This window comes from Sodaliphilus pleomorphus, assembly GCF_009676955.1.
Lineage (GTDB): Bacteria > Bacteroidota > Bacteroidia > Bacteroidales > Muribaculaceae > Sodaliphilus > Sodaliphilus pleomorphus.
The window spans coordinates 1,052,501-1,076,169 of the sequence record NZ_CP045696.1 but is presented as its reverse complement, the minus strand read 5'-3'; the positions used below and the strand labels follow the sequence as shown (position 1 = coordinate 1,076,169).

General features: G+C 57.6%; 15 protein-coding genes, 1 rRNA gene and 1 riboswitch (1 of these 17 cut by a window edge). Of the genes, 11 read left to right on the top strand and 5 right to left on the bottom strand.

From position 1 onward, the window contains the following. The first annotated feature begins 2 nt into the window (after window positions 1-2). The 5 genes from GF423_RS04365 to GF423_RS04345 all read left to right on the top strand — a co-directional run bounded on the left by GF423_RS04365 (window position 3) and on the right by GF423_RS04345 (window position 7,743). Window positions 3-2,060, top strand: a complete 2,058-nt coding sequence (locus tag GF423_RS04365) for a TonB-dependent receptor (RefSeq protein WP_154327230.1) — start codon at window positions 3-5, stop codon at window positions 2,058-2,060. 1 nt (window position 2,061) lies between these two features. Then, complete coding sequence (locus GF423_RS04360; protein WP_154327229.1) at window positions 2,062-3,222, top strand: DUF5074 domain-containing protein; 1,161 nt, start codon at window positions 2,062-2,064, stop codon at window positions 3,220-3,222. 17 nt (window positions 3,223-3,239) lie between these two features. Further along, a complete protein-coding gene (locus GF423_RS04355) occupies window positions 3,240-4,421 on the top strand; it encodes a dockerin type I repeat-containing protein (protein ID WP_154327228.1) in 1,182 nt (393 codons plus the stop codon). A gap of 305 nt (window positions 4,422-4,726) precedes the next feature. Next, a complete protein-coding gene (locus GF423_RS04350) occupies window positions 4,727-6,415 on the top strand; it encodes an AAA family ATPase (RefSeq protein ID WP_206113369.1) in 1,689 nt (562 codons plus the stop codon). A 91-nt stretch (window positions 6,416-6,506) separates the two neighbouring features. Next, window positions 6,507-6,727, top strand: a riboswitch (cobalamin riboswitch). Window positions 6,728-7,128: 401 nt separating this feature from the next. Further along, the gene (locus tag GF423_RS04345) at window positions 7,129-7,743 is read left to right on the top strand and encodes a DNA-3-methyladenine glycosylase I (protein WP_154327227.1); all 615 of its coding nucleotides are present in this window, start codon (window positions 7,129-7,131) and stop codon (window positions 7,741-7,743) included. A gap of 104 nt (window positions 7,744-7,847) precedes the next feature. Here the strand turns inward: GF423_RS04345 and GF423_RS04340 are convergent, their stop codons facing one another. The 5 genes from GF423_RS04340 to GF423_RS04320 form a co-directional block, all read right to left on the bottom strand. After that, window positions 7,848-10,031: a hypothetical protein gene (locus GF423_RS04340; protein WP_154327226.1), complete on the bottom strand. Its 2,184-nt coding sequence runs from the start codon at window positions 10,029-10,031 to the stop codon at window positions 7,848-7,850. A gap of 163 nt (window positions 10,032-10,194) precedes the next feature. Continuing rightward, entirely contained in the window at window positions 10,195-11,868 is a 1,674-nt protein-coding gene (locus GF423_RS04335; protein WP_154327225.1) for a phosphoethanolamine transferase family protein, read from the bottom strand. A gap of 36 nt (window positions 11,869-11,904) precedes the next feature. Beyond that, window positions 11,905-13,053: a BamA/TamA family outer membrane protein gene (locus GF423_RS04330; RefSeq protein ID WP_154327224.1), complete on the bottom strand. Its 1,149-nt coding sequence runs from the start codon at window positions 13,051-13,053 to the stop codon at window positions 11,905-11,907. Continuing rightward, the gene (locus tag GF423_RS04325; RefSeq protein ID WP_394367041.1) at window positions 13,053-14,021 is read right to left on the bottom strand and encodes a PCMD domain-containing protein; all 969 of its coding nucleotides are present in this window, start codon (window positions 14,019-14,021) and stop codon (window positions 13,053-13,055) included. The genes GF423_RS04330 and GF423_RS04325 overlap by 1 nt, the downstream gene beginning before the upstream one ends. 201 nt (window positions 14,022-14,222) lie before the next feature. Then, window positions 14,223-15,659: a threonine/serine exporter family protein gene (locus tag GF423_RS04320; protein ID WP_154327223.1), complete on the bottom strand. Its 1,437-nt coding sequence runs from the start codon at window positions 15,657-15,659 to the stop codon at window positions 14,223-14,225. 181 nt (window positions 15,660-15,840) lie between these two features. On the opposite strand from GF423_RS04320, the gene lgt reads away from it, so the two are divergent. The 6 genes from lgt to GF423_RS04290 all read left to right on the top strand — a co-directional run. Continuing rightward, window positions 15,841-16,731, top strand: coding sequence for a prolipoprotein diacylglyceryl transferase (gene lgt, locus GF423_RS04315; RefSeq protein WP_154327222.1), 891 nt, complete (start codon window positions 15,841-15,843; stop codon window positions 16,729-16,731). An 85-nt stretch (window positions 16,732-16,816) separates the two neighbouring features. Beyond that, on the top strand, window positions 16,817-17,449 hold the full coding sequence (locus GF423_RS04310) for a DUF4919 domain-containing protein (protein ID WP_154327221.1): 633 nt from the start codon (window positions 16,817-16,819) through the stop codon (window positions 17,447-17,449). A gap of 30 nt (window positions 17,450-17,479) precedes the next feature. Beyond that, window positions 17,480-18,097 (top strand): SanA/YdcF family protein, encoded by a 618-nt coding sequence (locus GF423_RS04305; RefSeq protein WP_206113366.1) that lies wholly within the window; start codon window positions 17,480-17,482, stop codon window positions 18,095-18,097. A gap of 6 nt (window positions 18,098-18,103) precedes the next feature. Next, window positions 18,104-18,571 (top strand): alanyl-tRNA editing protein, encoded by a 468-nt coding sequence (locus tag GF423_RS04300; protein ID WP_154327219.1) that lies wholly within the window; start codon window positions 18,104-18,106, stop codon window positions 18,569-18,571. Between the two features lie 124 nt (window positions 18,572-18,695). Then, window positions 18,696-21,596 (top strand): mechanosensitive ion channel family protein, encoded by a 2,901-nt coding sequence (locus GF423_RS04295; RefSeq protein WP_154327218.1) that lies wholly within the window; start codon window positions 18,696-18,698, stop codon window positions 21,594-21,596. Between the two features lie 616 nt (window positions 21,597-22,212). Beyond that, window positions 22,213-23,669 (top strand): 16S ribosomal RNA (locus tag GF423_RS04290) (it continues 76 nt past the right edge of the window).

Sequence of the window (23,669 nt, the reverse complement as noted above, 5' to 3'; positions counted from 1 at the left end):
CTATGTTGAAAAAAATCTTATTATTTACAAGCCTGCTGTGCAGCTGCTGCCTTGCCTCGATGGCTCAAGTCAAAACCGAGTCCCGCCACGTGAGCCTCGACTCGATGCAGCACTTGAGCGATGTCACCGTGTATGCCCAGCGGCCCTATCAGGAGGTGATACCGGCCCAAACACTCAACGGCCGCCGCCTTGAGCGGCTGGGCAGCAACAGCGTGGCCGATGCCTTGCGCTACTTTGCCGGCGTGCAGCTCAAGGACTACGGCGGCGTGGGCGGTGTGAAGACCGTCGACATTCGCTCGATGGGCACCAATCACATGGGGGTGTTCTACGACGGCATTCAGCTGGGCAATGCCCAAAACGGGCAAATCGACCTGGGCAAGTTCTCGCTCGACAACATCGAGTCGATCACGCTCTACAACGGCCAGAAGAGCGAGATCTTCCAGCCGGCACGCGACTTCGGGTCGGCCGGCACTATCTATATCAAGACCAAGCGCCCCCACTTTGCCGCCGGCAAGCGCTACAACATCGATGTCACCATGCGCACCGGCTCCTTCGGCCTGGCCAATCCCAGCGTGCGCTGGGAGCAGCAGCTGGGGCCGCGGCTCAGTGCCGCATTCAACGCCGAGTACACCTATGCCACCGGGCAGTATCACTTCACCCTGCGTAAGAAGTACAGCGACGGCTTGCTGGCCTGGGACACCACCGCGGTGCGCAAAAACGGCGACGTGCGTGCCTTGCGCCTCGAGGGCGGCCTCTTCGGTCTCATCGGGCAGGGCAAGTGGAACGCCAAGGCCTACTACTACGACAGCGAGCGTGGCATACCAGGCGCCATCGTCAACAACGTGTGGAAAAACAGCCAGCGCCAGTGGGACAAGAATTTCTTTGTGCAGGGCTCGTGGCAGAAGAAGTTCAGCTCCTTCTACGAAGTCATGGTCAATGCGAAGTATGCCCGCGACTGGATGCGCTACCTCAACCCCGACACCACGTTGATGTATATCAACAACAAGTTTACCCAGCACGAGATTTATGTTTCGATGGCAAGCAAGTTCACCCCTGTCGACAACTGGGATATCGATCTCTCGGTCGATTACCAGTGCAACACGCTGCAGGCCTCGCTGGTCAACTTTGCACGGCCCACACGCAACAGTGTGCTCACTGCGCTGGCCACGGCCTACACCCTGGGGCGGCTCAAGGCCGAGGCCTCGCTGCTCTACACCATGGCCAACGACCGCTACAGCGCCCGCAACAACGGGGAGACCGTGAAGCACTACAGCAAGTATCTCAACAAGTTCACCCCGGCTGTGTTTGTGTGCTACCAGCCTTGGGAGGAGCCCGACCTGCAGGTGCGGGCCTACTACAAGCGCATCTTCCGTATGCCCACGTTCAACGACCTGTATTACACCGACATTGGCAATGCCAGCCTCAAGCCCGAGTATGCCAGCCAGCTCAACTTGGGCCTCGTGTGGCAGCGCTTGCGCCAGCAGGGCCTGTGGCGTGGCGTGAAGCTCTCGGTCGACGGCTACTACAACTGGGTGACCGACAAGATTATCGCCGTGCCTAAGGGCACAGGGCAATACCGCTGGATGATGATGAACATAGGCAAGGTGCGCATACGCGGCATCGATGTCACCGCCATGGTGCAGGCTGCCCCGGTGCCCGACGTGCTGCTCGACGCCAACCTCACCTATACCTACCAGAAGGCACAAGACTATACCGATCCTGCCGACTATGGCGACGGCGGCACCTACAAGGGCCAAATCGCCTACATCCCCTGGCACAGCGGATCGGCCACCGTGCATGCCGGCTGGCGAAACCTCGATGTGAACTACAGCTTCATCTACACTGGCGAGCGCTACCACAACAGCAGCAACATTGCCGCCAATCACGAGCAACCGTGGTACACCAGCGACTTGAGCGCGAGCTACAGCTGGCGCTGGCTGGGCGCCCACATCAAGCTCACTGCCGAGTGCAACAACCTCTTCAACCAGCAATATGAGGTGATACTCAACTATCCCATGCCAGGGCGCAACTATAAATTCACTCTTAAATTGAATTTTTGACATGCGTAACAATACACTATTTTTCCACATCACGGTTTTGCTCATCGCGTTGCTGCTCGTCTCGTGCCGCCACGACGAGCCCATATTGCTGCCCGAGGTGGTGCCCACCACGCAGCCCGAGTACACGAACATAACCGGCTTCTACCTGCTCAACGAGGGCAACATGGGCAGCAATAAGGCCACGCTCGACTACATGGACTACGGCGAGGGCAAGTATCATCGCAACATCTTTGCCAGGGCCAATCCCTCGCAGGTGAAGGAAATGGGCGACGTGGGCAACGATCTGGGCATATATGGCAACAAACTGTGGTGCGTGATCAACTGCTCCAACAAAATCGACGTGCTCGACAAGAACACGGCAGTCAAGGTGGGACAGGTCGATGTGCCCAACTGCCGCTTCATCAAGTTTAACGGCGGCTATGCCTACGTCACCAGCTATGCCGGCCCGGTCACCATCGACCCCAACTACAAGCAGCGCGGCTATGTGGCCAAGATTGACACGGCTACCCTGCAGGTCGTCGACACTTGCGTCGTGGGCTTCCAGCCCGACGGCCTCGACATTGTGAACGGCAAGATCTATGTGGCCAACTCGGGCGGCTACATGGTGCCCAACTACGAGAACACGCTGTCGGTAATCGACCTGGCCTCTTTCAAGCAAGAAAAACGCCTGCCCGTGGCCATCAACCTCAACCTCGTGATGAGCGACCACCACGGTGTGCTCTGGATAAGTTCGCGCGGCGACTACTACTCGGTGCCGAGCAAGCTCTATGCCTATGACACGCGCAAGCAGCAGCTCGTCGACTCGCTCGACGTGCGTGTGGGCAACATGTGGCTCGACGGCGACTCGCTCTATATCGTTGCCAGCGAGTGGAGCTATGTGACGATGAGCAACACGCCCAGCTATACCATTGTCGACGTGGCCACCCACCAGGTGGTGACCCGCAACTTTATCACCGACGGCACCGACAAAAGTATCAAGATGCCCTATGGTATTGCCGTGAATGCGCTCACCAAGGATATCTATGTGACCGATGCCCGCGACTACGTCACCCCAGGACGCCTCTACTGCTTCGGGCGCGACGGCGTGAAGAAGTGGGACGTGCGCACCGGCGACATCCCCGCCCATTTTGCCTTCCTGGGAGAAAATATCAACGAACAATAATAAACACCTGACACATAATGAAGAAAGCAATATTTACAATTGCGGTGAGCTCGATGCTGGCAATAGCTGCCTGGGCTCAGAACCAACCTTATATCACCCGAGTCTACGACTTCCAGCCTGCACCGGGTCAGTTTGTCAACACGATGCCCCAATACAAGGCAGGCGAGCCCCGCGACAGTGTCGTGGCGCGCGCCTCCAAGGCCCTGTGTGGCTATTGGGACATCGACGACGGCGACACCCTTGGCATGGTCTACAAGCCTGGCATGGTGAGCCTGGGCTCCTATGGCGGCTATGTGGTGTTCGGGTTCGACCATCCTGTGGTGAATGTGGCCGGCGACTACGATTTCCAGGTCTTCGGCAATGCGTTTCAGGGCAGTTCGACGGCTTTACAGGGCGGCAGCAGCGAGCCTGGCATTGTGATGGTGAGCTGCGACGTGAACCACAACGGCGTGCCCGACGACCCGTGGTATGAGTTGGCGGGCAGCGACTACTACAACGCCAAGACCCAGCATGGCTACAGCATCACCTATTATCGCCCAGCAAGTGAGCAGGGCACCTACGACGGCTCTGTGTGGCACTCCTACATCAAGTGGACCAGCAACGACGTGAACCCCGACAGCACATCGGGCTATGTCGAGAAAAACACCTTTCATGCCCAAAGCTACTGGCCCATGTGGGTGGCTGGCGACACGCTTTCGTTTTCAGGCACCAAGCTCGCTGGCAACGCCATCGACCAAAGTGGCCAGGGATCTATGTGGGTGCAGCTTTTCATGGACTGGGGCTATGTCGACAACCGCCCCGACTATGACCCCTACAGCGGCAACGCCTATGCCGAGGGGCAGAATCGCGGGTTCAAGATCGATTGGGCTGTAGATGCCGGCGGGCACCCTGTGGTGCTCGACTACATCGACTATGTGAAGGTGTATTGCGGCACGCTTCAAAGCTGCGGCTGGATAGGGGAGACCTCGACCGAGGTGGCAGGTGCCGTCGATTTTCATCCCCAGGCCGTTGCTCACCCGCTGGAGGGCGATGCCAATGCCGACGGCCGCGTCGACGTGAGCGACGTGACCACGGTCATCAACTTGATACTGGGCCAGGCAGTCGACGGTTACAATCCCGTGCAGGCCGATGTGAACGGCGATGCCAAGCTCGATGTGAGCGACATCACTTCGGTCAACAATATCATCTTGTTGCATTAGCACTTTGCGCCCTCTTCAACAGCTTGCCCAAAACCGCCAGCAACAGCATCTTCAATTTTTTTGACAAGCCAAAGTGTTGGTGCTCTTCATGTTTTTTTATAATTTAGCAATCGCGGCAGGGCTGGCAACTTGTGCACCTTCGGCCTTGCCCGTGCGTTATAATCATTGAAAAACTTTGTAACATGGCAAGAGGCTGCTTGATAATCGCGATTGTCTTTTTCATTATTGTCTATGCTGCCGAGGGCGATTCCTCTTCGGCAACTTATTGGTTGATAATGATATTGGTTGGCTTGGTTTTCCTGGTATTGATAATAAGCGTAATTGCCCAGTCAAGTCGCGAGCAAGGTCGCGAGAGCGGCGCTGCTGGCGATACTGGCGGCACTGGCGCTACTGCGGCCAGTCCTGTAGGTCGACAACCTGCCGACGTCTATACAATGGCTTTGGAGCAAACCAAGCTGGCTGTGATGCGCATCACGCCTGAGCAGTTCCAGCGCATTGGGAGTGTTGTGCGGCGTGGAAAAGCCTTGTGCAATGAGTTGAGCGCCGATCAAGGGCTGAAAGATGCTGTGTACAGCGAGGCCCGCGACAGCCAGGAAATTCCCGATGACAAGCGTGATGGCAATTTTAAGTCGGTGCTGGAAATGATGATTGTGAAAGACTTGTTGCGCTGCTTAGCGCGCATGGGACACCCTGTCGAGAAGCTCACCACGTCGATGCAGCCCGTTGAGTTCGACTACACCCAGCCTGAGGCTCAGGCGCTCTATGCCGTGTTGAGCTTGCTGTTGAGAAAGAACAACTCGTTTGACGCCTTGCGTGAGGAGATATTTTCGGCCAACGACCTCGCGTCGCCAGACCCCTATACCCCCGAGATACGCAAAACTGTCGAGCAGTCGTTGCCGGTCTACATGCAGGCAACGGTGGGAGTCACAGTCGACGGCGTCGACGATTTCGGGCTGGTGCTGCTGCTGTGGCACTTCGACCGTGCCAGCTACCTGCCGCAGGTGCGCCAGCTTTACCTCGACTTTTGCCAAGTCATTGCCTCGGTCGACGCCTCGGTCGACACCGACGAGAAAGCCATAATCAAGGAGCTGCACGAGGCCATAGCCAGCAAGTCGCTGCCCTGCTTGCCCGGCGAGGAGCCGCAGCCGGCTGCTCAACCCTCGGGCGGCGCAACTGCGGCCGATTCTGCCCCCGACCCCATGCAGCAGCTTGACAGCCTGGTGGGGCTCAAGCAGGTGAAATCGCAGCTCAAGTCGCTCACCGATTTCCTGGCTGTGAACAAGCAACGCCACAAGTCGGGGCTCAAGGTGGCTCCAGTGTCCTATCACTGTGTGTTCACGGGCAATCCAGGCACGGGCAAGACCACCGTGGCCCGCATCCTGGCCTGCATCTACAAGCAGCTGGGCATCCTCGAGAAAGGGCAGCTTGTGGAGACCGACCGCTCGGGGCTGGTGGCCGAGTATGTGGGACAGACTGCCGTGAAAACCAACAAAATCATCGACAAGGCGCTGGGAGGAGTGCTCTTTATCGACGAGGCCTACACGCTGGCGCAAGGGGGCGACAACGACTACGGCCGCGAGGCCATTGCCACGCTGCTCAAGCGCATGGAGGACGACCGCGACAGGCTGGTTGTGGTGCTGGCGGGCTACCCCGGCGAGATAGAGCACTTCATCGACTCCAACCCTGGCTTGCGCTCGCGCTTCAACCGCTACGTGAGGTTTGAGGACTACACCGAGGGCGAGCTGTACCAAATCTTTGTGCAGCAGGCTCGCAACTTCGACTACCGGCTGAGCCCCGATGCCGAGACTGCCCTGCACGAGCTGCTGGTGCGGGCGCTTGACAGACGCACCAAGGACTTCGGCAACGCCCGATATGTGCGCAATCTGTTTGAAAAAGTGATTGAAAACCAGGCGGTGCGGCTCTCGCATTGTAGCCACATCGATGCCCCCGACCTTGCCTTGATCACTGCCCGTGATTTCCAGGTCGAGGAGTGATGCAGGAGGGCTCAGGCGATCACACAAAAAAACACAAGATTTGGGCTGAAAGACGGTTGCGCGAGCCAATATTTTTTATATCTTTGCGACTAAGAAAAAGCGTGAGGTTTTCTCCCTCCAGGGGAGAAATCAAAAGGGAATCAGGTGCAAGTCCTGAACAGTACCCGCTGCTGTGAGTCCTCGCTGCTTCGTCTCACACAAGCCACTGGCTGCCAAGTTGATTCTTTACCACAAAGTCGACTACATCATGGCCGGGAAGGCGTGAGCGCGAAGAGGATGAGTCAGAAGACCTGCCTTCACATCGCATGCCTTGCAATATCAAGATTCACGTGGCATTTGAATCGAGGCAAAAAAGAAATGATGTAGTCGCCACTCAGCGTTGACTATCTTTTTTCTGCAAGAGGGTGCCTTCATGGGGTGCCGTGTCTACACTCACCGCGCGTGCTCTGGCCATTGTGCCGGGAGCCATGCATGTGAAAGTGCACGATGTTGCAAGGACAGGAATTGTGTAAACATTAATTTCTGCATAACAAAATTTTATATAGTAACACTCCGTGATGGCGCCTATCCGCGATTGGACCGGCGTCGTTTTTTTTGCGTCGCCTTCGGGGCTGTGAGTCTCGTGGTTTGGGCTTGCGCATCAGGGGAGAAAGGTGTAATTTTGCAGTGCCGCCGCTGCAACATGCCTGCGGCGAGAGAGAAAAGACATCACGATGACTGCCTGCAACCACACTACACCGTCACCGACGCGCTGCCCCTGGTGCGCCGGCAATGAAGCCTACTATGCCTACCACGACACCGAGTGGGGCACTCCCGTGCACGACGACCGGCTGCACTTCGAGATGCTTGTGCTCGAGTCGATGTCGTGTGGGCTCTCGTGGCTGCTTGTGTTGAAAAAACGCGAAATCATGCGGGCCTGCTTCGACAACTTTGAGCCTGCCAAGGTGGCTGCCTATACCGCTGCCCGTGTTGAGCGCATCATGGCCACACCGGGCATGATCAAGTCGCAGCGCAAGATCGAGGCGGTGATTCACAATGCCAGGGTGTTTCTCGACATTGCGAGCGAGTGGGGCTCATTCGACCGCTACATGTGGAGCTTCACCCAGGGCAAGACGTTTGTTTACCGCAGCCACCGCGACGAGGGCCTGGTTGAAACCCGCAACGACCTGAGCGACCGCATGGCCCGCGACCTGAAGAAGAGAGGCTTCAAGTATATGGGCTCGGTGATCCTTTATTCGCACCTGCAAGGCATAGGGGTCATCAACGACCATCACCCCTCGTGCTTCCGCTACCGGCAGCTTTTGGGCCCCGACACCGTGGTGGTGTGATTGCCGTGCCCCTACCGCACAAAAACTGCACAAAAAAAAGAGACCTCGCTCCTGCAACAAGAGCGGGGTCTCTTTTTGGGGGTTGCTGAGGCCCGTTGTGGGCTTTATCTCATCATTTTCTCGACAGTGCGGGTGCCGTCGGTATAGGTGGTGACCTTGATGTTGAGGCCGTCGAGCGGGGTGTCGCTGGCCATGCCAGCCACATTGTAGTACTTCACCTGGGTCGCGGTCTTGCTGGTGGCAACCTCGCCCACTGCAGTTGTGGGCACGCCCCACTTCACGTCGTCGATATAGTAGGTGGCTACGTGATCGGCTCCGCGCGTGCTGGTGAAGCGGAACCCAATGTAGAACACATCGGCGATATTCTGGTTCTCAAGATGAAGGTCAAAGCTTTGCCACTCCTTGTTGAGATCGGCGGTGGCAGGGATGGCGATGCCGTCGATGGGCTCCACATACATGTCGTTGCCGTTCTTCTCAATGTAGCACACTTCGAGCTTGTCGGCCATGCCGGCGGTCATGAAGTCGCCCATGACGCGGAACGAGAAGGTCTGGCTGGCCGCCTTCTTGTAGTCGAGCGGCGGGGTCACGAGCATCATTTGACAGGGGGTGCCGGCTCCAGCCTCGATCTTGCTGTCGTAGGGGGTGACTTTGGCAGCCTTGTTGCCGTCGTCGGTCCACTCATAGCCCCACCATGCACGAGTGCCCTTGAGTGCCAGGTTTTTCCAGCCGTCGAGCTTCACTGCCGTGTTGCGGGTCACGTTGTCGAAGCTCTCGACAAGCATGGCGCGCGGATTCTCGCTCGGCAGGGGCAGGGTGTCGCCCTCGGCTCCGGGAGTGGTGCCGCCTTGCAGTGCAAGGCCTGTGAGCGCCACGGTCTTGGGCTCGGCCTTGATACCGCTCAGGGTGATGACATCGCTGTAGTTGCCAGCCTCGTTGGGCTTGAAGGTGACGGTGATGGTGGTGGTGCCGCTCTTGAGCAGGGTGGCGTTGTTGATGATGAAGGCACCCCGGGCCGTGCCGGTTACGGCAGCCTTGCCATAGTCGGGGAAGTTGGCTGTGGTCACGGTGAAGGTCTGCGTCACGGTCTCGCCTGCCTTGCACTTGAAGGTGTCGAGGTGGTCGGCAGTGACGGCGATGGTGGGCAGGTTCTGCGGGTCGTAGGCCAGGGCTGTGGCCTCGAAGCCAGTGTTGAGTGTTGCCACGCTCGACTCAAAGTTGATGCGTGCCGTGTGCTTGCCTATGGCCGTGGGCTTGTAGGTGAGCGTCACTGTGGCGCTGCCGCTGCCTGCCGGTATCTGGGTGAGGTCGACCTCATACTGGTCGCGGTTCTTGCCCGTGAGATACACCTGGGTGGCTGCGGGCAGATTCTTGTAGTCGACCTTGTAGGTGGCATAGGTGGTCGCCTGCCCCACAGGGGCGGCATCGACGTTGTACACCACTTGCGGGGTGACGGTGAGGGTGGGGTCCTCGTTGCCCGACTGGTCGAAGAGGTCGGCCCAGCTGCTGGCGATGCGCATGGCATCGACGATCACCTGCGGGCCGGTCTTGCTTACCGAGCTGCCTTGACGCAGCTCCACGGCTTGCAGACGATTGGCATCGGCGCTTGTGTGCACACTCATATCGGTAATCTGGGCAGCTGCGGCAGGCTCCTTGGCTTTGTCGGCCGGGTTGACCCACAGCTTGACGATATCGTTTTTTGTGCCTTCTACCAGCTGGTACATGAACACCACCAGGTAGGTCTTGCCCAGCTCATACTCGTCGGCGGTCGTTTCCAGCTGCGTGCCGCTGTTGCGCGAAATCTTGAACTTGAATTTGCCCTCGCTGCTGGCCTCGGCCATCAGACGTCCTATCTCGGAGTTGGTTTTCTTGTCTTGCACGCCAGTTGTGCTTGGAGCGATGTAGGAGAGAAAGTACACGTTGTCTTGGGTCACCGACTTCACGTTGATCAAAGCCGCTGTGTAGACAGCACCGCTGGTGATGGGCTTGTCGGCAAACTTCACCATCACGTCTTGGCCGCTGGCGGTGTTGCCCAGGCGGGCTGCCTTGCCCGCAGCTGTGGGCTGGTAGCCTGCCAGGGTGAGCGCGGTGTCGACGACCTGAACGGGGGCGGCGTCTTGAGTGCCGTACCACAGCCAGTTGCCTTGCCCGTAGAGATTGCCCACAGGATAGTCAAAATTTTCGGTCAGGTAGCGGTCGGCTTGTGCGCTCAGGGCGGTGCACAGGCAGGCCAGCACGATGGCGACGGCGCCAGCGAGGCGGCGTGTCGCAGGGTGTTGTTTTGTTGTCATGAGTAATTGGGTTAGTTAAGTTTATACATTAAAAAATCTATTCTGTGCAGTGGGGGGGTAGGGCCCACAAGTGATTGAACAACTTTGCAAATGTATGCCTTTTTGCCCGCATTTCAAAAAATATTGCAGGATATATATTCTGTAAGGTGCCCCTGCGGGCTCGCTACTTGATGCCCCAGGCCGAGAGCGGCACGCCGTGGTTGTGGTCGTTCAGGTAGTAGCGCACGCCCAGGCGGTAGGCCGGATTGGTGAGCGAGAGGCTGTCGACACGTGCTTTGGTCTTGATACCGGCCATCGAGAGCATGGTGGGGAATACCGAGGCGTTCGACTCCACGCCCTTGTGGCGGTTGCGGCGCAGGTTGCCCACGATGGCAGGGTTTTGCCTGTCGTAGGCCGGAGAGGTCCATAGGAGAAGCGGCACGTCGGTGTCATACTCTGATGGCTTGGGCGAGGCATGCAGAAAGAGCTTGCGCTTGTCGTCGAAGATGTTTTCGCCGTGGTCGCTGGTGTAGAGCAGGGCCGCTGCACAGTGCTCGCTGCGCAGCATGTCGATGAGCCGGGCCAGGATGTAGTCGGTCTCGACAATGGTGTTGTCGTAGGCATTGAGCAGCTGGGGGCGGTTGGCTGGCTCGGCCTCGGTGGGCGTGTCGGGCAGGAAGAGCGCACGCGAGCGGGCATAGCGGTCGCGGTAGTTGAAATGCGACCCATACATGTGCAGCACGATGAAGAGCTTGCGGTAGCCACGGGCCAGTTCGCTTTTCACATAGGGCAGCAGTTCCACATCATAGAAGAGCTTGGCCGACTTGCCCTTCTTGATGAAGCGCACGTCGTGGGCCTCTTCGCCCAGGAAGTCGATATAGGAGTGGTTGGGCAGCTGGTTGGAGAAAAAGGCCGTGTGGAAACCGGCTTCGCCAAATGCCGCCAAGATGCCTTTCTCGTGATACAGGCGGTCGTGGTCGTCGGCAGTGGCAGCCGTGAGCAGCATGGGCACGCTGCGGTGGGTGGTGTTGCTCTGCGTGCGCACGCCGGTATACACTATCAAGCCTTGCTCTCGCGACAGCAGCGGGTTGGTGGGGCGCTTGTAGCCATAGAGCTGGAAATTGCGCGAGCGCGCCGTCTCGCCCACAACGAGCACATACACCTCGGCCGAGTCGGCCGGGTGCGTTGCCACTGCGCCAAACTTGAAGTGGGCCACCCGCTCCTGGTAGTGGGCCGAGTTGTAGCTCTCGCGCACGGCGAGCCCCAGGTTGTAGAACACGTTGAAGGGATACATGTCGTCTTCTACCCGATACTCAAAACGGCCTTTCTTTTCCTCGCCCTTAGGATAGGCAACATAGAGTGCTGCAGTGTAGACGGCGCTGGCTGCCAGGCCGAGGAGCGCGGCGCGGCGCCATGAGCGCCTGCGGGTGGCCTCGAGCCGGGTGTGCCGCGCCCACTGCATGCCGGCAATGAAGAGCAGCGGCAGGTAGAGCACAAAGACGATGACCAGGGCAGGCACCAGGTTGTCGAGCAGCTCGAGGGCCTCGTCGGGGTTGGTGGTGACAAGGTTGAGAAACATGCCCACGCCTATCACGCCCGAGCCGTAGAGGTAGATGAGCACCATCTGGAAGGCTGCAAAAAACACCAGTGGAAACAGTATCCACACTTGCCTCCCCGTTTTGCCCGAGAGCGACATGAGCAGGGTGTAGAGGCAGGCTGGCAAGAGCACGTTGGCCACGGCGGCTGCCAGTGGCATGCCCTCGGTAATCGACAGGGTGACGTTGGGCACCAGCAGCACGATGATGGTGTAGAAAAACAAGAATTGTGGCGAGAGTGTGAATCGTAGTTTGTCGCTCATCGGTAAGGTGTTTTTTATAAGCCTGAAGACAAGGGTCTAAAAGGCCTCGTTGATGTTGAATGTGAAGCCGCTCTGGCCCTTCTTGCCGAAGCCGTAGTCGAGCCTCACGTTCACGTTTTTCTTGAATTCCCAGCGATAGCCCACACCGTAGTTGGGCAGCACGTGGCGCAGCTTGATGGAGCCAGGCTTGTCAAACACTGTGCCGGCCCCTGCCCACACCACGATGCCGTTGCGCCGCCACACGTGCTGGCGCAGCTCTACCTGGGTCTCTATCTTGTGCTTGTCGCGGTAGCGACCCTCATAGTAGCCGCGCATGGCGCTGCTGCCGCCCAGCTGGGCAAGCATGCCCCACGAGGGATTGCCGTAGTTGAACTGGGCCCGCATGTCGAGGGCCAGGGTGCTGCCTTTCCACAGGCCAATGTAGCCGCTGGTGCGCACGTCGGTGGTGGTGAAGGCGTAGTGGTTGCCCGCAAAGTGCGGTCTGAACACTTGCTGGAGCCACAAGTACACGCCGCGTCGGGGCGCCGTGAGATTGTCGCGGGTGTCGTAGAGCAACGTGGCTCCTGCCCCCGCGTTGAAGGTCGACTTGCGCTGCCCCTCGAGTAGCTCGGGCCGCTTCACATGGTGGGCCGTGATGTAGTCGACAGCAATGGTGGGACCCATAAACAGGTTGCCGCTTGCCCTGAAGAGCCAGCTGGCCTTGACCTGCGTCTGCCACCGGTTCATTTTGCTCTTGTTGTCGTCGTTGTCGCCCTTGTCATAGCCTATTCCCCAGAAATAGGTGGGGAAGGAATAGAAGTAGACGGTGTAGTCGATGCGCTGGCGGTCGCTGGGAAAGATGTGGGTGCCCCGCACACCTATCATGTAGAAGCCCACTGTCGAGATGTCGCTGAATATCGACACGTTGCTCGGCGGCAGCAGGCTGTCGGCCGGCGTGGCGTGATACAGGCCCGAGGCCACGAGCCCCAGGCCCAGCTTGGTGTCGGTGCTGTAGTGCGGGCCGCCTATCACCGAGAAGTCGAAGCGCTTGTGCTTCTTCTCCTTGTTGGCATCGCCGAAGTAGTCGAGAAACCGGCCCACCAGGCTGCGCTTCCTGGTCACAGCCGTGGTGTCGCGTTGCTCTTGGGCCATGCTCTCGGGCAGGGCCGTGCTCAGCAACAGCAGTAGCAGTAGCGCTCTTGCCATCAATACACGAGTCCCACGTTATCGACCCAGAATGTGTTGCCCACGGTACCCACATAGGCACCGCCGTGGCTCGACGAGAATTGCAGCACGATGTGGGTGGGCGTGGCGCCGGCTTCGGCCCAGCCGGTCTCGCGCACAAGCACGGTCTTGCCGTGAGAGTTGCGGGCATACTCGTTGGCGTGCAGACCCATGGTGGCTGCCTCATAGAAGGGCTTGCCCGTGATGTTGCCATAGTGTATCGTGTAGGTGGCGCCGTTGACCCATCCTGTCGTCGAGCGGCCATATTTCACCACCATGGTGCCTACACGCTTGGCTGTGATGTTGCCATGGGCGTCCTCGTGACGCTTCTGCAGGTAGAGCACGGCGATGCAGTAGTCGGGGCCTGCCACTGTCGTAGCCTTGGAAAAGCCGTTCTGGCGTATGCGGTTCTTCGATCCTGGCACACGCACGCGGTAGTCAAATCGCAAGGCCTTGGGGCGCAGCGTGAAGGGCACGCCCAGGTGCAGTGCCGAGGGGCCCTCTTTGGTGCTGGTGATGGGCTCTTTCATCGATCCCAGAAAGATGCTGCCGGCAGCAAGCACCTTGATGTTCATCATGCCCAGCACCTTGCAAGTCTCGATGTGGGTCTCCATTTTGGCACAGTGGCCCGAGCCATGCACGTCGCGATACACCGAGGTGTTGGTCTTGACCACGCCCATCACCTTGGCCATCACGTTGCTGGTGCCCCATGGCGAGCCGCCCAGGTTCACATAGGGCTTGTTGCCGTTGAGCTCCTGGCTGGGGCCTATCTCGTAGAGGGTTTTGGTGTTGCCTCCTATCACTCCCGACTCGTGCACATGGCGCACGACCCAAGAATCGAAATTGCCGTATTTGAAGGGCACAAACTTGCCTGCAGCCTGCACGGCTTGCGGCATTGCAAGGGTCAAGGACAATGCAATTAACCCAAATCTCAATTTAGTCAAGTCCATTTCTATATTTTTATTTTAAAACGCAATGACTTTTTTTAATGTGCAATTTTATGTACAATCGTTGAAACCGCAAAATTATATCATTTGCAGCGATATTTTGCTCCTGTCAGTATTAAATTTAGCTAATGCCACCCGAGTCTCTCTCTCACACTGTGGGTGCGGATTGCCCTGATTGAACCAGGAAGTGTGCAGCATTTTTTTTTAGAGCTCGTGCAGGTCGACCATTTCGCCGTGGCGCTTGCGCCGCTCGATTTCGAGCTTGATGAGCTTCTCCTGCCGCTTGGTGGTGATCATCTTGCGCACAAAGATGTTGGGAATGGCCACGCCTATGGCGATGCACAGTATCACGAGCGATGCCTGTATCATGTTGTTGGTGGCAACGGTCACTTCCCCCACCACGCCGTGCATCTGAATGAAGGCAAACAGCGAGCGATACATGAGCACGCCCGGTATCATGGGTATCACGCAGGGTATCGACAGGCAGTGGTGCGGCGTGTGAAACCAGTGCATGGCTTGCGTGCAAATGATACTCACCAGGGCCGACCCGATGAGGCTGCCTGTGGCCAGCCCCCAGTCGAGACCCACGTTGCCGTTGCTGGGCCCCAGGTTCACAAAGTTGCGTGTGCACACGGCGATGATGCCGCCCACGGCCACCACCCACAGCAGTCGGCGCGGCAGGTTGAATATCATGGAGAAACCCACTGCCGATATGGCTGCCGCCGCTGCAAAGGTGAAGTAGTTGTGATGTGGTGTCATGCTCAAGTTCTCGACAAAGTTGTCGACACCGCATATCTTGATGGCAAACACCATGCCGAATGCCATGGCTGCAATGATCATGAGCGTGTTGACTGCCCGTGAAATGCCTATCTGGACGTACCCGTCGAGCATGTCGCTCACAAAGTTGATGATGGGCACGCCTGGCACGATATAAAGCGCACAGGCCATCATGGGGTGCCACGGGGTGCTGGTGAGCATGAACCGGGGCAGACTCTGGGCTATGGCGTTGTCCTTGGAGAGAAAGGTCGTGAGCCATGCCAGCAAGGTGGAGACAAATGCTGCCAGGGCAATGTTTACATACTGGTTGGCCCCCTTGGCATCGAGCCACATCTTGAGGTAGAGTCCTGTCATGGCTGCCAGGGAGCAATAGAGAAAGGCTGTCCAGTCGCATCCAAACTGGATGCAGAAGCCCCCGCAGGCAAAGCCCGCCCCCACGGCTACTTGCCAGCGATTGTACCAGCGCGGCTTGTGACTGATGCGGTCGAGCTCTCGCTCATAGTCGTCGAGCGTGAAGTCGAGCCTGATGGCCCTGTAGGAAAGCTTGGAGATAAACGACATGGTGTCGAAGTTGATGCCGTGGCGGTCGACGCGCTGAAACTTGGTGAACGAGTGCTCCTCGTCGCCCAGGTTCACCATGAGCATGTTGTAGTTTACATAGATGTGCAGGTTTTTCAAGGGCAGGCCCAGGAAGGTGGCCGTGCGCTTCATGTTGCGCATGATGCGGCTCGTGTCGGCACTGCTCTCCATGAGCAGGCAGCCGGTGCGCAGCAGCAAGTCGAGCTTGCGCTGCACCAGCAGCTCTTTTTCTTTGTGCTCTTGAAAGCATTGATCCACAGTGTCGTTGTTCACACTCTCCCTCATAGTCTATTTCTCTCTTTTTGTATTGGGCCAGTAAAGCTGTGCACGGGCCGCTATTTTTTTTAGTGTGCAAAGTTACGCCATTTTTCTGGCATCACCTTTATTTTGGGCATAAAATTGGGCAATCAATGCAACTTACGTTTTTTTTCAGTAATTTTGCGGCATTATCATTCTGGTAAATATTATGCTTGATTTTATCACTTGGACTGCGAGCCCCGACATCATCTCTGGCCACCTGGCCACCGTGCGCTGGTACGGCTTGATGTTTGCCATCGGTTTTTGGGCGGGCTACGAGGTTGTGTGGCGCGAGTTCCGCCACGAGGGTGCACCCGAGCGCTGGGTGGCATCGCTGTTTTTCTATGTGATCGTTGCCACGGTCGTCGGCGCGCGCCTGGGGCATGTGTTCTTCTATGACTGGGACTACTACAGCCGCCACTTGAGCGAGATACCCAAGATATGGGAGGGCGGCCTGGCCAGCCACGGCGGCGTGATAGGCATCCTCATCGCCATTTGGCTCTACTCCCGGTGGGTGACCAAGCGCTCGATGTTGTGGACCCTCGACCGCCTTGTGGTGCCGGTGGGCCTGGTGGCAGCCCTCATACGCCTGGGCAACCTCTTCAACCACGAGATCTATGGCGGTCCCACGTCGTTGCCCTGGGGCTTCCGCTTTGTCGACAACGTGAACGAGTGGATGCAGGGCGCCCCCCCGGTGTTTACCGTGCCCTGCCACCCCACGCAGCTCTACGAGGCGTTGTGCTACCTGCTGGTATTCGGGCTGTGCATGTGGATGTACTGGAAACGCAACGACCAGGAGCGCCCGGGGCTCATCTTCGGCGTCTTTATGCTGGGCATCTTCCTGGCGCGTTTTGTGATAGAGTATGTCAAAAATGTGCAGGAACCGTGGGAAATTGCCATGCGTGCACGCCTCGGTCTCGACATGGGGCAGCTGCTTTCTATCCCCTTCATTGTGCTTGGCATTTGGCTCATCGTGCGTGCCTGCCGCCGTCAACGCCTCACTATCGAGTTCCCCAACCGTTTTGCCGATGCCAAGGACGAGGAGAAAAGAAAGGCGTAATCACAATTCGTGGCAATGCGCTTGTGAATTGTGAAAATAATTATGTAATTTTGCACTTGTCAATATATAGAATATTCCAATCACAATGGAAAAGATAACTGTTAACTACACTACACTCAAGAGTTTTGTCGACAACGACCGCAGCACCTACGACGATATTGTGAAGCGTTTTGCCAGCGGCGATGCCGCGCTCACCCTCGACCAGATAGCCCAAGCCTACTATGCCACCCCGTTTGCCGGCTTTGTGCCGCTCACCGCGCTCGTGGCTACGGCCAACCAGCTTTACCGCAACCGCGACTACCGTGTGGCCTATTTCATGTATCTCGATGCCCTCGAGCAAGACCCCTTCTCGCTGCTGCTGCTCAAGAAAGCTGCCAATGCCAGCTACCTGGGAGCTATCGACGAGGCTGCTACCCGGCAGCTGCGCGACAAGGTGAAGCGCCTGCAAGAGGTGATAAAGGCTACTGGCGACGGCGCCACCCCCGACACGGCCTTCAAGGTCACGCAGGTGAACGACGAGTATGAGATTCTTTACGACATTTTCCACGTCAAAGACGTTATTTCGCAAAGTGTGGTCAGGCGCGACGGCGCCCAGGTGTGCGACGAGATGACGGTGATGATACTGGGCGATACAGCCCCGCGCAAGGTGTACTTTGATGTTTACGGCGAGACCGAGGCCGACATGCAGGATTTCTTCAACCGCAAGAAGACCTACTGACCCATGCCGCATCGTCCTGGCTCGCCAGCAGTGAAACGACACACAGGCAAGGCGGCGGTCGCGTGGCTCGCCGCCTTGCTTGTTTTGCTTGTGCTCTACTCGGCTTTTTGCGAGTGGCAGGTGACTGCGGCCGCTACAGGACTGTGCTACACCGATGCCCGCGCTTTGCCTCACAACAGGGTGGGGCTGCTGCTGGGCACAGGGCGCCTCAATCGCTATGGCGACCCTAATCCTTATTATTACCGCCGTGTCGATGCCGCCGCGCAGCTCTACAGGCTGCACAAGATCGACACGGTGCTCATCAGCGGCAACCACACCGGTGCCTACAACGAGCCTGCCATGATGCGAGTCGACCTGCAGCGCCGTGGCGTGCCAGAGGGCGTCATCGTCGAGGATGGCAAGGGCTACAGCACCATCCAGTCTATCTCGCGTGCCCGCCAGGTCTTTCGCCTGCACCGCTTCACCGTCATCTCGCAACGTTTCCACAACGAGCGCGCCTTGTATATGGCCCGCGACTACGGCCTCGATTGCGTGGCCTACGACTGCGGCAACTACCAGAGTGGCGGCTTCAGCGCGATACGCATGGTGATGCGCGAGCGGCTGTCGCGACTCAAGGCGGTGACCTTGCACTTTTTCTCCAAAATGTAATAGCTCATGACTACTCAACAGCCTGTGCTCAACGAGCACCACAAGCAGGAGTTTCCTCCCATGCACACTGCCGAGCACATTCTCAATGGCACAATGGTGAAGATGTTTGGCTGCCAGCGTGCCGTGGGCGCTCATGTGGAACGCACCAAGTCGAAACTCGACTACGACTTTCCGCGTGCCTTGACCCCCCAGGAGATCGCCCAGGTCGAGGCGAGGGTCAACGCGGTGATTGCTGCCGACCTGCCTGTGACTTGCACCTATGCCACTCAGGCCGAGGTGGCCTCTCGCTTCGACTTGGGCCGCCTGCCCGAGGGCGCCACCCAGGCAGTGCGCATCGTGAGCGTGGGCGACTATGACCACTGCCTGTGTGCCGGCACTCACGTCGAGCACACTGCCCAGATAGGCCATTTTCGCATCTCGAGCACCCGCTATGCCGCCGGCCGCCTGCGCATCGTGTTCCGGCTCGACAGGTAGTATGGGTCCCGTGGCAGAGCCCATGCTGCGTGTGGCGATTTTCGCTAAATTTCAGCCTTTTGTCGAGTGACTGATACGCTTTTCCGTCATTTTCATTACATTTGCAGCAATAAATTGCGAATTTATGAAAAAAGTTGTCATCATCCTTCTTCTCGCACTGTGGACAAGCCTGCCCTCGCAAGCCGTGTTGCAAGAGAAAAATCTGAAACAGTCGCTCGCAGTGCTGCGTGTAGAGCTGCAGCAGTCCTATCTTAAGCAGCAGCAGCTCATGGCCGGGCTGAAAAAGATGAGCAAGACCCAGCATGAGAAGATGCTCTTCTACATGAAAAAGAGCAACCAGATAGGCTTGATGCTCTACTCGCAGCAGCGCGACTATGTGTTTGACCTCACCTACGCCTGCAACGAGGCCACTGCACTTTACAGGCAGTTTGGCGAGAAACGCCTGCCATATTACAAAATCAACAACAATCTCGATGCCGAAATCGCCCGCTACGACGGCCTCATCTACAGCCTCGAGATTCTGCCTCCGCCCATGATCGACCCCATGGGCATGGGCCACAAGGCTGGCAAGCCCTTCCGCCCGCGGCCAGGCGGCAAAAACGAGAAGGCTCCCTTTGAGCTCGACTCGACTTCGCTGCACGACCGCGCCATGTGCCTGAGCTATGCCAGGGCTCTGCGTGGCAACTGCGTGAAGTTGCGCCACACACTGCGTCAAGACAGCATGGCCTATGTGCGCATGAACTACAACCTCTCGCTCCTCGACAAGTATGCCAAGAAGCGCTATGGCGTCATTCAGCAAGAAATATTCCAGGACACCGGCGCCAACTACTTCAAGGTGCTGGAGCACTTGGGACGCTACTGGCAACAGGCCAAGGAGGCCATCGACAACAAGTACTCCTACCATGGCAGCTATGGCAAGGTGCGCTCCGAGTGGCGCGGCCCCATCGTCATGGGCTATGTGTCGTTTGTCGTGTTTTACTTGCTGGTGGCCGTGGTTTTTAGCTTTCTGTTTGTCAATGTGTCCTATCGCAACGCCAAGCGCTTGAAGTGGATCAAAAGTGCCCCCGACGAGGCCGAGCGCGACCGCCGCTGGAAAAAACTGCACATGCTCAAGCCCTTTGTGGGCATCTCGCTGGGCGCCTTGATTTTTGCCTTGAGTGTGCAGACGGTGAAGGCATTCCTCACCCACAATTTCTTTGTCATGGCCAGCGGCCTGCTCGTCGAGTATGCCTGGCTGCTCACGGCCATCACGCTCTCGCTGCTCGTGCGCCTGCGCTACAACCAGATGCGCTACGGCTATGCCATCTACCTGCCTATGGTGCTGTTGGGGCTGGTCATCATCATCTTCCGCATCATCTTCATTCCCAACAATGTTGTCAACCTCGTGTTTCCCCCCGTTGCTTTGCTCTTCTCGATATGGCAACTCTTTGCCCTGAAAAGAAACTCGGGCAAGCTGCCCGAGAGCGAGGTGCTCGACGAGTCGACGACTCCCGCCCAGCCGCAAGACGACGAGGACGATGCCGACCAGAAGGCTATCGACGACCAGCTCGACTCAATAGAAAAGGAGCAAGAGAAGGCTGGGCGCAGGTCGGCCGCCCAGCTTGCCCGCAATGCCACCCTTGCCTCGGGCATCAACAACGATACCGTTGTGGCCAGCGGCATTGCCGCCGTGTTTAAAAAACTCAAGCGCCCGGTAGTCCACTCCCGGGTCCCGCTGAGCTCGGTCGACAAAATTCCGCAATACGACCACCTCTATGCATGGGCCTCGCTGGGCGTGATTCTTGTGGCAACTTTGCTCACCTGGTCGGGGCGCACGTTGATGTCGGTCGAGATGGTGATATGGTGGCTCTTCCAGCTCACTGCCATCCAGGCGCTCACACTGGCTTTTCGCCTGCTCGACATCTATGAGAAGGCCCGCCTCTACGACCGCCTGCGCGACAGCGGCATCACCGATGCCCAGATTGCCGCGGGGGTGCGCAAGGGCGACTACATCACCCGCACCTGGTTTTTCGACTTTGTGCACAAGGCGCTTGTGCCCATTGCCGGCGCCTACTCGCTGCTGCTCTCTATCAAGATGGCGGCCGACGTTTTCAATCTGGGCGACACCTGCGTGAGCATCTTCCTCTATCCCTTCCTCAACGTCGAGGGCGTGGTGCGTCTGTCCATCTTCAGCATTGTGGTGGTCGTGGCGGCTTGGTTCCTGTTCAGGTACCTCAACTATGCCATCCAGGCCATCTACCGCCACTTGCGCATCAAGTATCAAAAAAAGAAAACTGGCAAGTCGACCGTACGGGCCAACGAGGTCAACCTCACCCTGGGCTACAACGTCATTGCCATTCTCGTGTGGGGTGCCTATGCCATCTTTGCCTTGATACTGCTGCGCATCCCCAAGTCGGGCATCTCTATTGTCACCGCAGGTCTTGCCACAGGCATTGGATTTGCCATGAAAGACTTGCTCAACAATTTCTTCTATGGCATCTCGCTCATGGCAGGCCGCCTGCGCGTGGGCGACTGGATAGAGTGCGACGGCGTGCAAGGGCGTGTCGACAGCATCTCCTACCAGAGTGTGCAGATCGTCACTACCGACGATTGCCTCATGTCGTTTCTCAACTCCACGCTCTTTGCCAAAAATTTCCGCAACCTCACGCGCAACAATTCCTATGAGCTCATCAAGATTCCGGTGGGCGTGGCCTATGGCGTCGATGTCGAGCACGTGCGTGAGCTCTTGCAATCCAATATTCTCAAGCTTCAGCGCAACGACAAGTACGGCCGGCCGGTCATGGATCTGAAAAATCACAAGATTCTTGTGCTCTTCGACAGCTTTGGCGACAACAGCGTCAACCTCATCGTGGCAGTGTGGACCCTCGTGGTCGAGAAAATCGTGCTCATGGGCCAAATCAAGGAGGCCATCTACAACACGCTCAACGACAATCACATCGAGATTCCTTTCCCGCAACGCGACCTGTATATAAAGACGTTGCCGCAGCAGCTGTCGCCAGCTCTCGACAACGACACAAAGCAGTGACATCATGTGCCCTTGCCACCTTTCCACAGCAGTTGGCTTGTGGCGAGGAGAAAATGTTGAAAATTTTTTTAGTGGTTTTTGTGGCTGTCGTTCAGTGTGTTGCGCGGTTGCGGCAGTGTGCGCGTTGAAAAAAAGTTGCAAAAAGTTTTGGCAGTATCAGAATTAGCAGTACCTTTGCAACCGCAAACGGGAAAACGGCCGACCGCGCCGCGAGCGCCAGCGGGCGCGAGAGCGGGGCCGGGCGAAAAAAATCGAAGAAAAATTTGCACAAGTCAAATATTCGGTGTACCTTTGCAACGCTTTCGCCTCACACTCCAAAAATGATGTGAGCGATTTTTTTGACACCAGTTTCGACTGGGGAGATCTTTGAAATATTTGCGATAGACAGAGATTGACAAAGCAAGAGAGACAAGGAACAAGGAACCGAGTGCTCTCGTCAAGATTCTGAACGACAGGTTAAAAGATACAGTAAATCAGCGATAGTCCGGAGGGGCTGGGCGACACTTCGAGCGTCGTTGTCGCTGCCTGCTCGCACAGGGCAGGCGGGTCGTGAAACAGAGGGACGGAGTCCTAACAACAACGATTCTTTTTGAAAGAAGAGAGACAACAAGATACAACAACGAAGAGTTTGATCCTGGCTCAGGATGAACGCTAGCGACAGGCTTAACACATGCAAGTCGAGGGGCAGCGGGCGAGTGGCAACACTTGCTGTCGGCGACCGGCGCACTGGTGAGTAACACGTATGCAACCTGCCCCCTTCTGGGAGATAACCCATAGAAATGTGGCCTAATATCCCATAGTCGGCCCAGCCGCATGGCCGGGCCGGGAAAGGTGAGCCGGAAGGGGATGGGCATGCGGCGCATTAGCTAGTTGGCGGGGCAGAGGCCCACCAAGGCGACGATGCGTAGGGGTTCTGAGAGGAAGGTCCCCCACATTGGTACTGAGACACGGACCAAACTCCTACGGGAGGCAGCAGTGAGGAATATTGGTCAATGGGCGAGAGCCTGAACCAGCCAAGTCGCGTGAGGGAGGAAGGTCCTACGGATTGTAAACCTCTTTAGCCGGGGAGCAACGTGCGCCACGTGTGGCGCAGTGAGAGTACCCGGAGAATAAGCATCGGCTAACTCCGTGCCAGCAGCCGCGGTAATACGGAGGATGCGAGCGTTATCCGGATTTATTGGGTTTAAAGGGTGCGCAGGCGGCGCGAAAAGTCAGCGGTCAAAGTTCCGGGCTCAACCCGGTGACGCCGTTGAAACTTTCGAGCTGGAGTTCGTGCGAGGGAGGCGGAATGCGTTGTGTAGCGGTGAAATGCATAGATATGACGCAGAACCCCGATTGCGAAGGCAGCTTTCCAGCACGCGACTGACGCTGAGGCACGAAAGCGTGGGGAGCGAACAGGATTAGATACCCTGGTAGTCCACGCGGTAAACGATGAATACTAGCCCTGCGGCGCGATTGGGTGCTGCGGGGCAGAGTGAAAACGTTAAGTATTCCACCTGGGGAGTACGCCGGCAACGGTGAAACTCAAAGGAATTGACGGGGGCCCGCACAAGCGGAGGAACATGTGGTTTAATTCGATGATACGCGAGGAACCTTACCCGGGCTCAAACGGCGGGAGACGCGTCCGGAAACGGGCGTTCCCTTCGGGGCTGCCGCCGAGGTGCTGCATGGTTGTCGTCAGCTCGTGCCGTGAGGTGTCGGCTTAAGTGCCATAACGAGCGCAACCCCCATCTTCAGTTGCCAGCGGGCAAAGCCGGGCACTCTGGAGAGACTGCCAGCGCAAGCTGTGAGGAAGGCGGGGATGACGTCAAATCAGCACGGCCCTTACGTCCGGGGCGACACACGTGTTACAATGGCAGGGTCACAGAGGGAAGCCAGGCGGCGACGCCGAGCCGATCCCGAAAACCTGTCTCAGTTCGGATCGGAGTCTGCAACCCGACTCCGTGAAGCTGGATTCGCTAGTAATCGCGCATCAGCCATGGCGCGGTGAATACGTTCCCGGGCCTTGTACACACCGCCCGTCAAGCCATGGAAGCCTGGAGTGCCTGAAGTTCGTGACCGCGAGGAGCGACC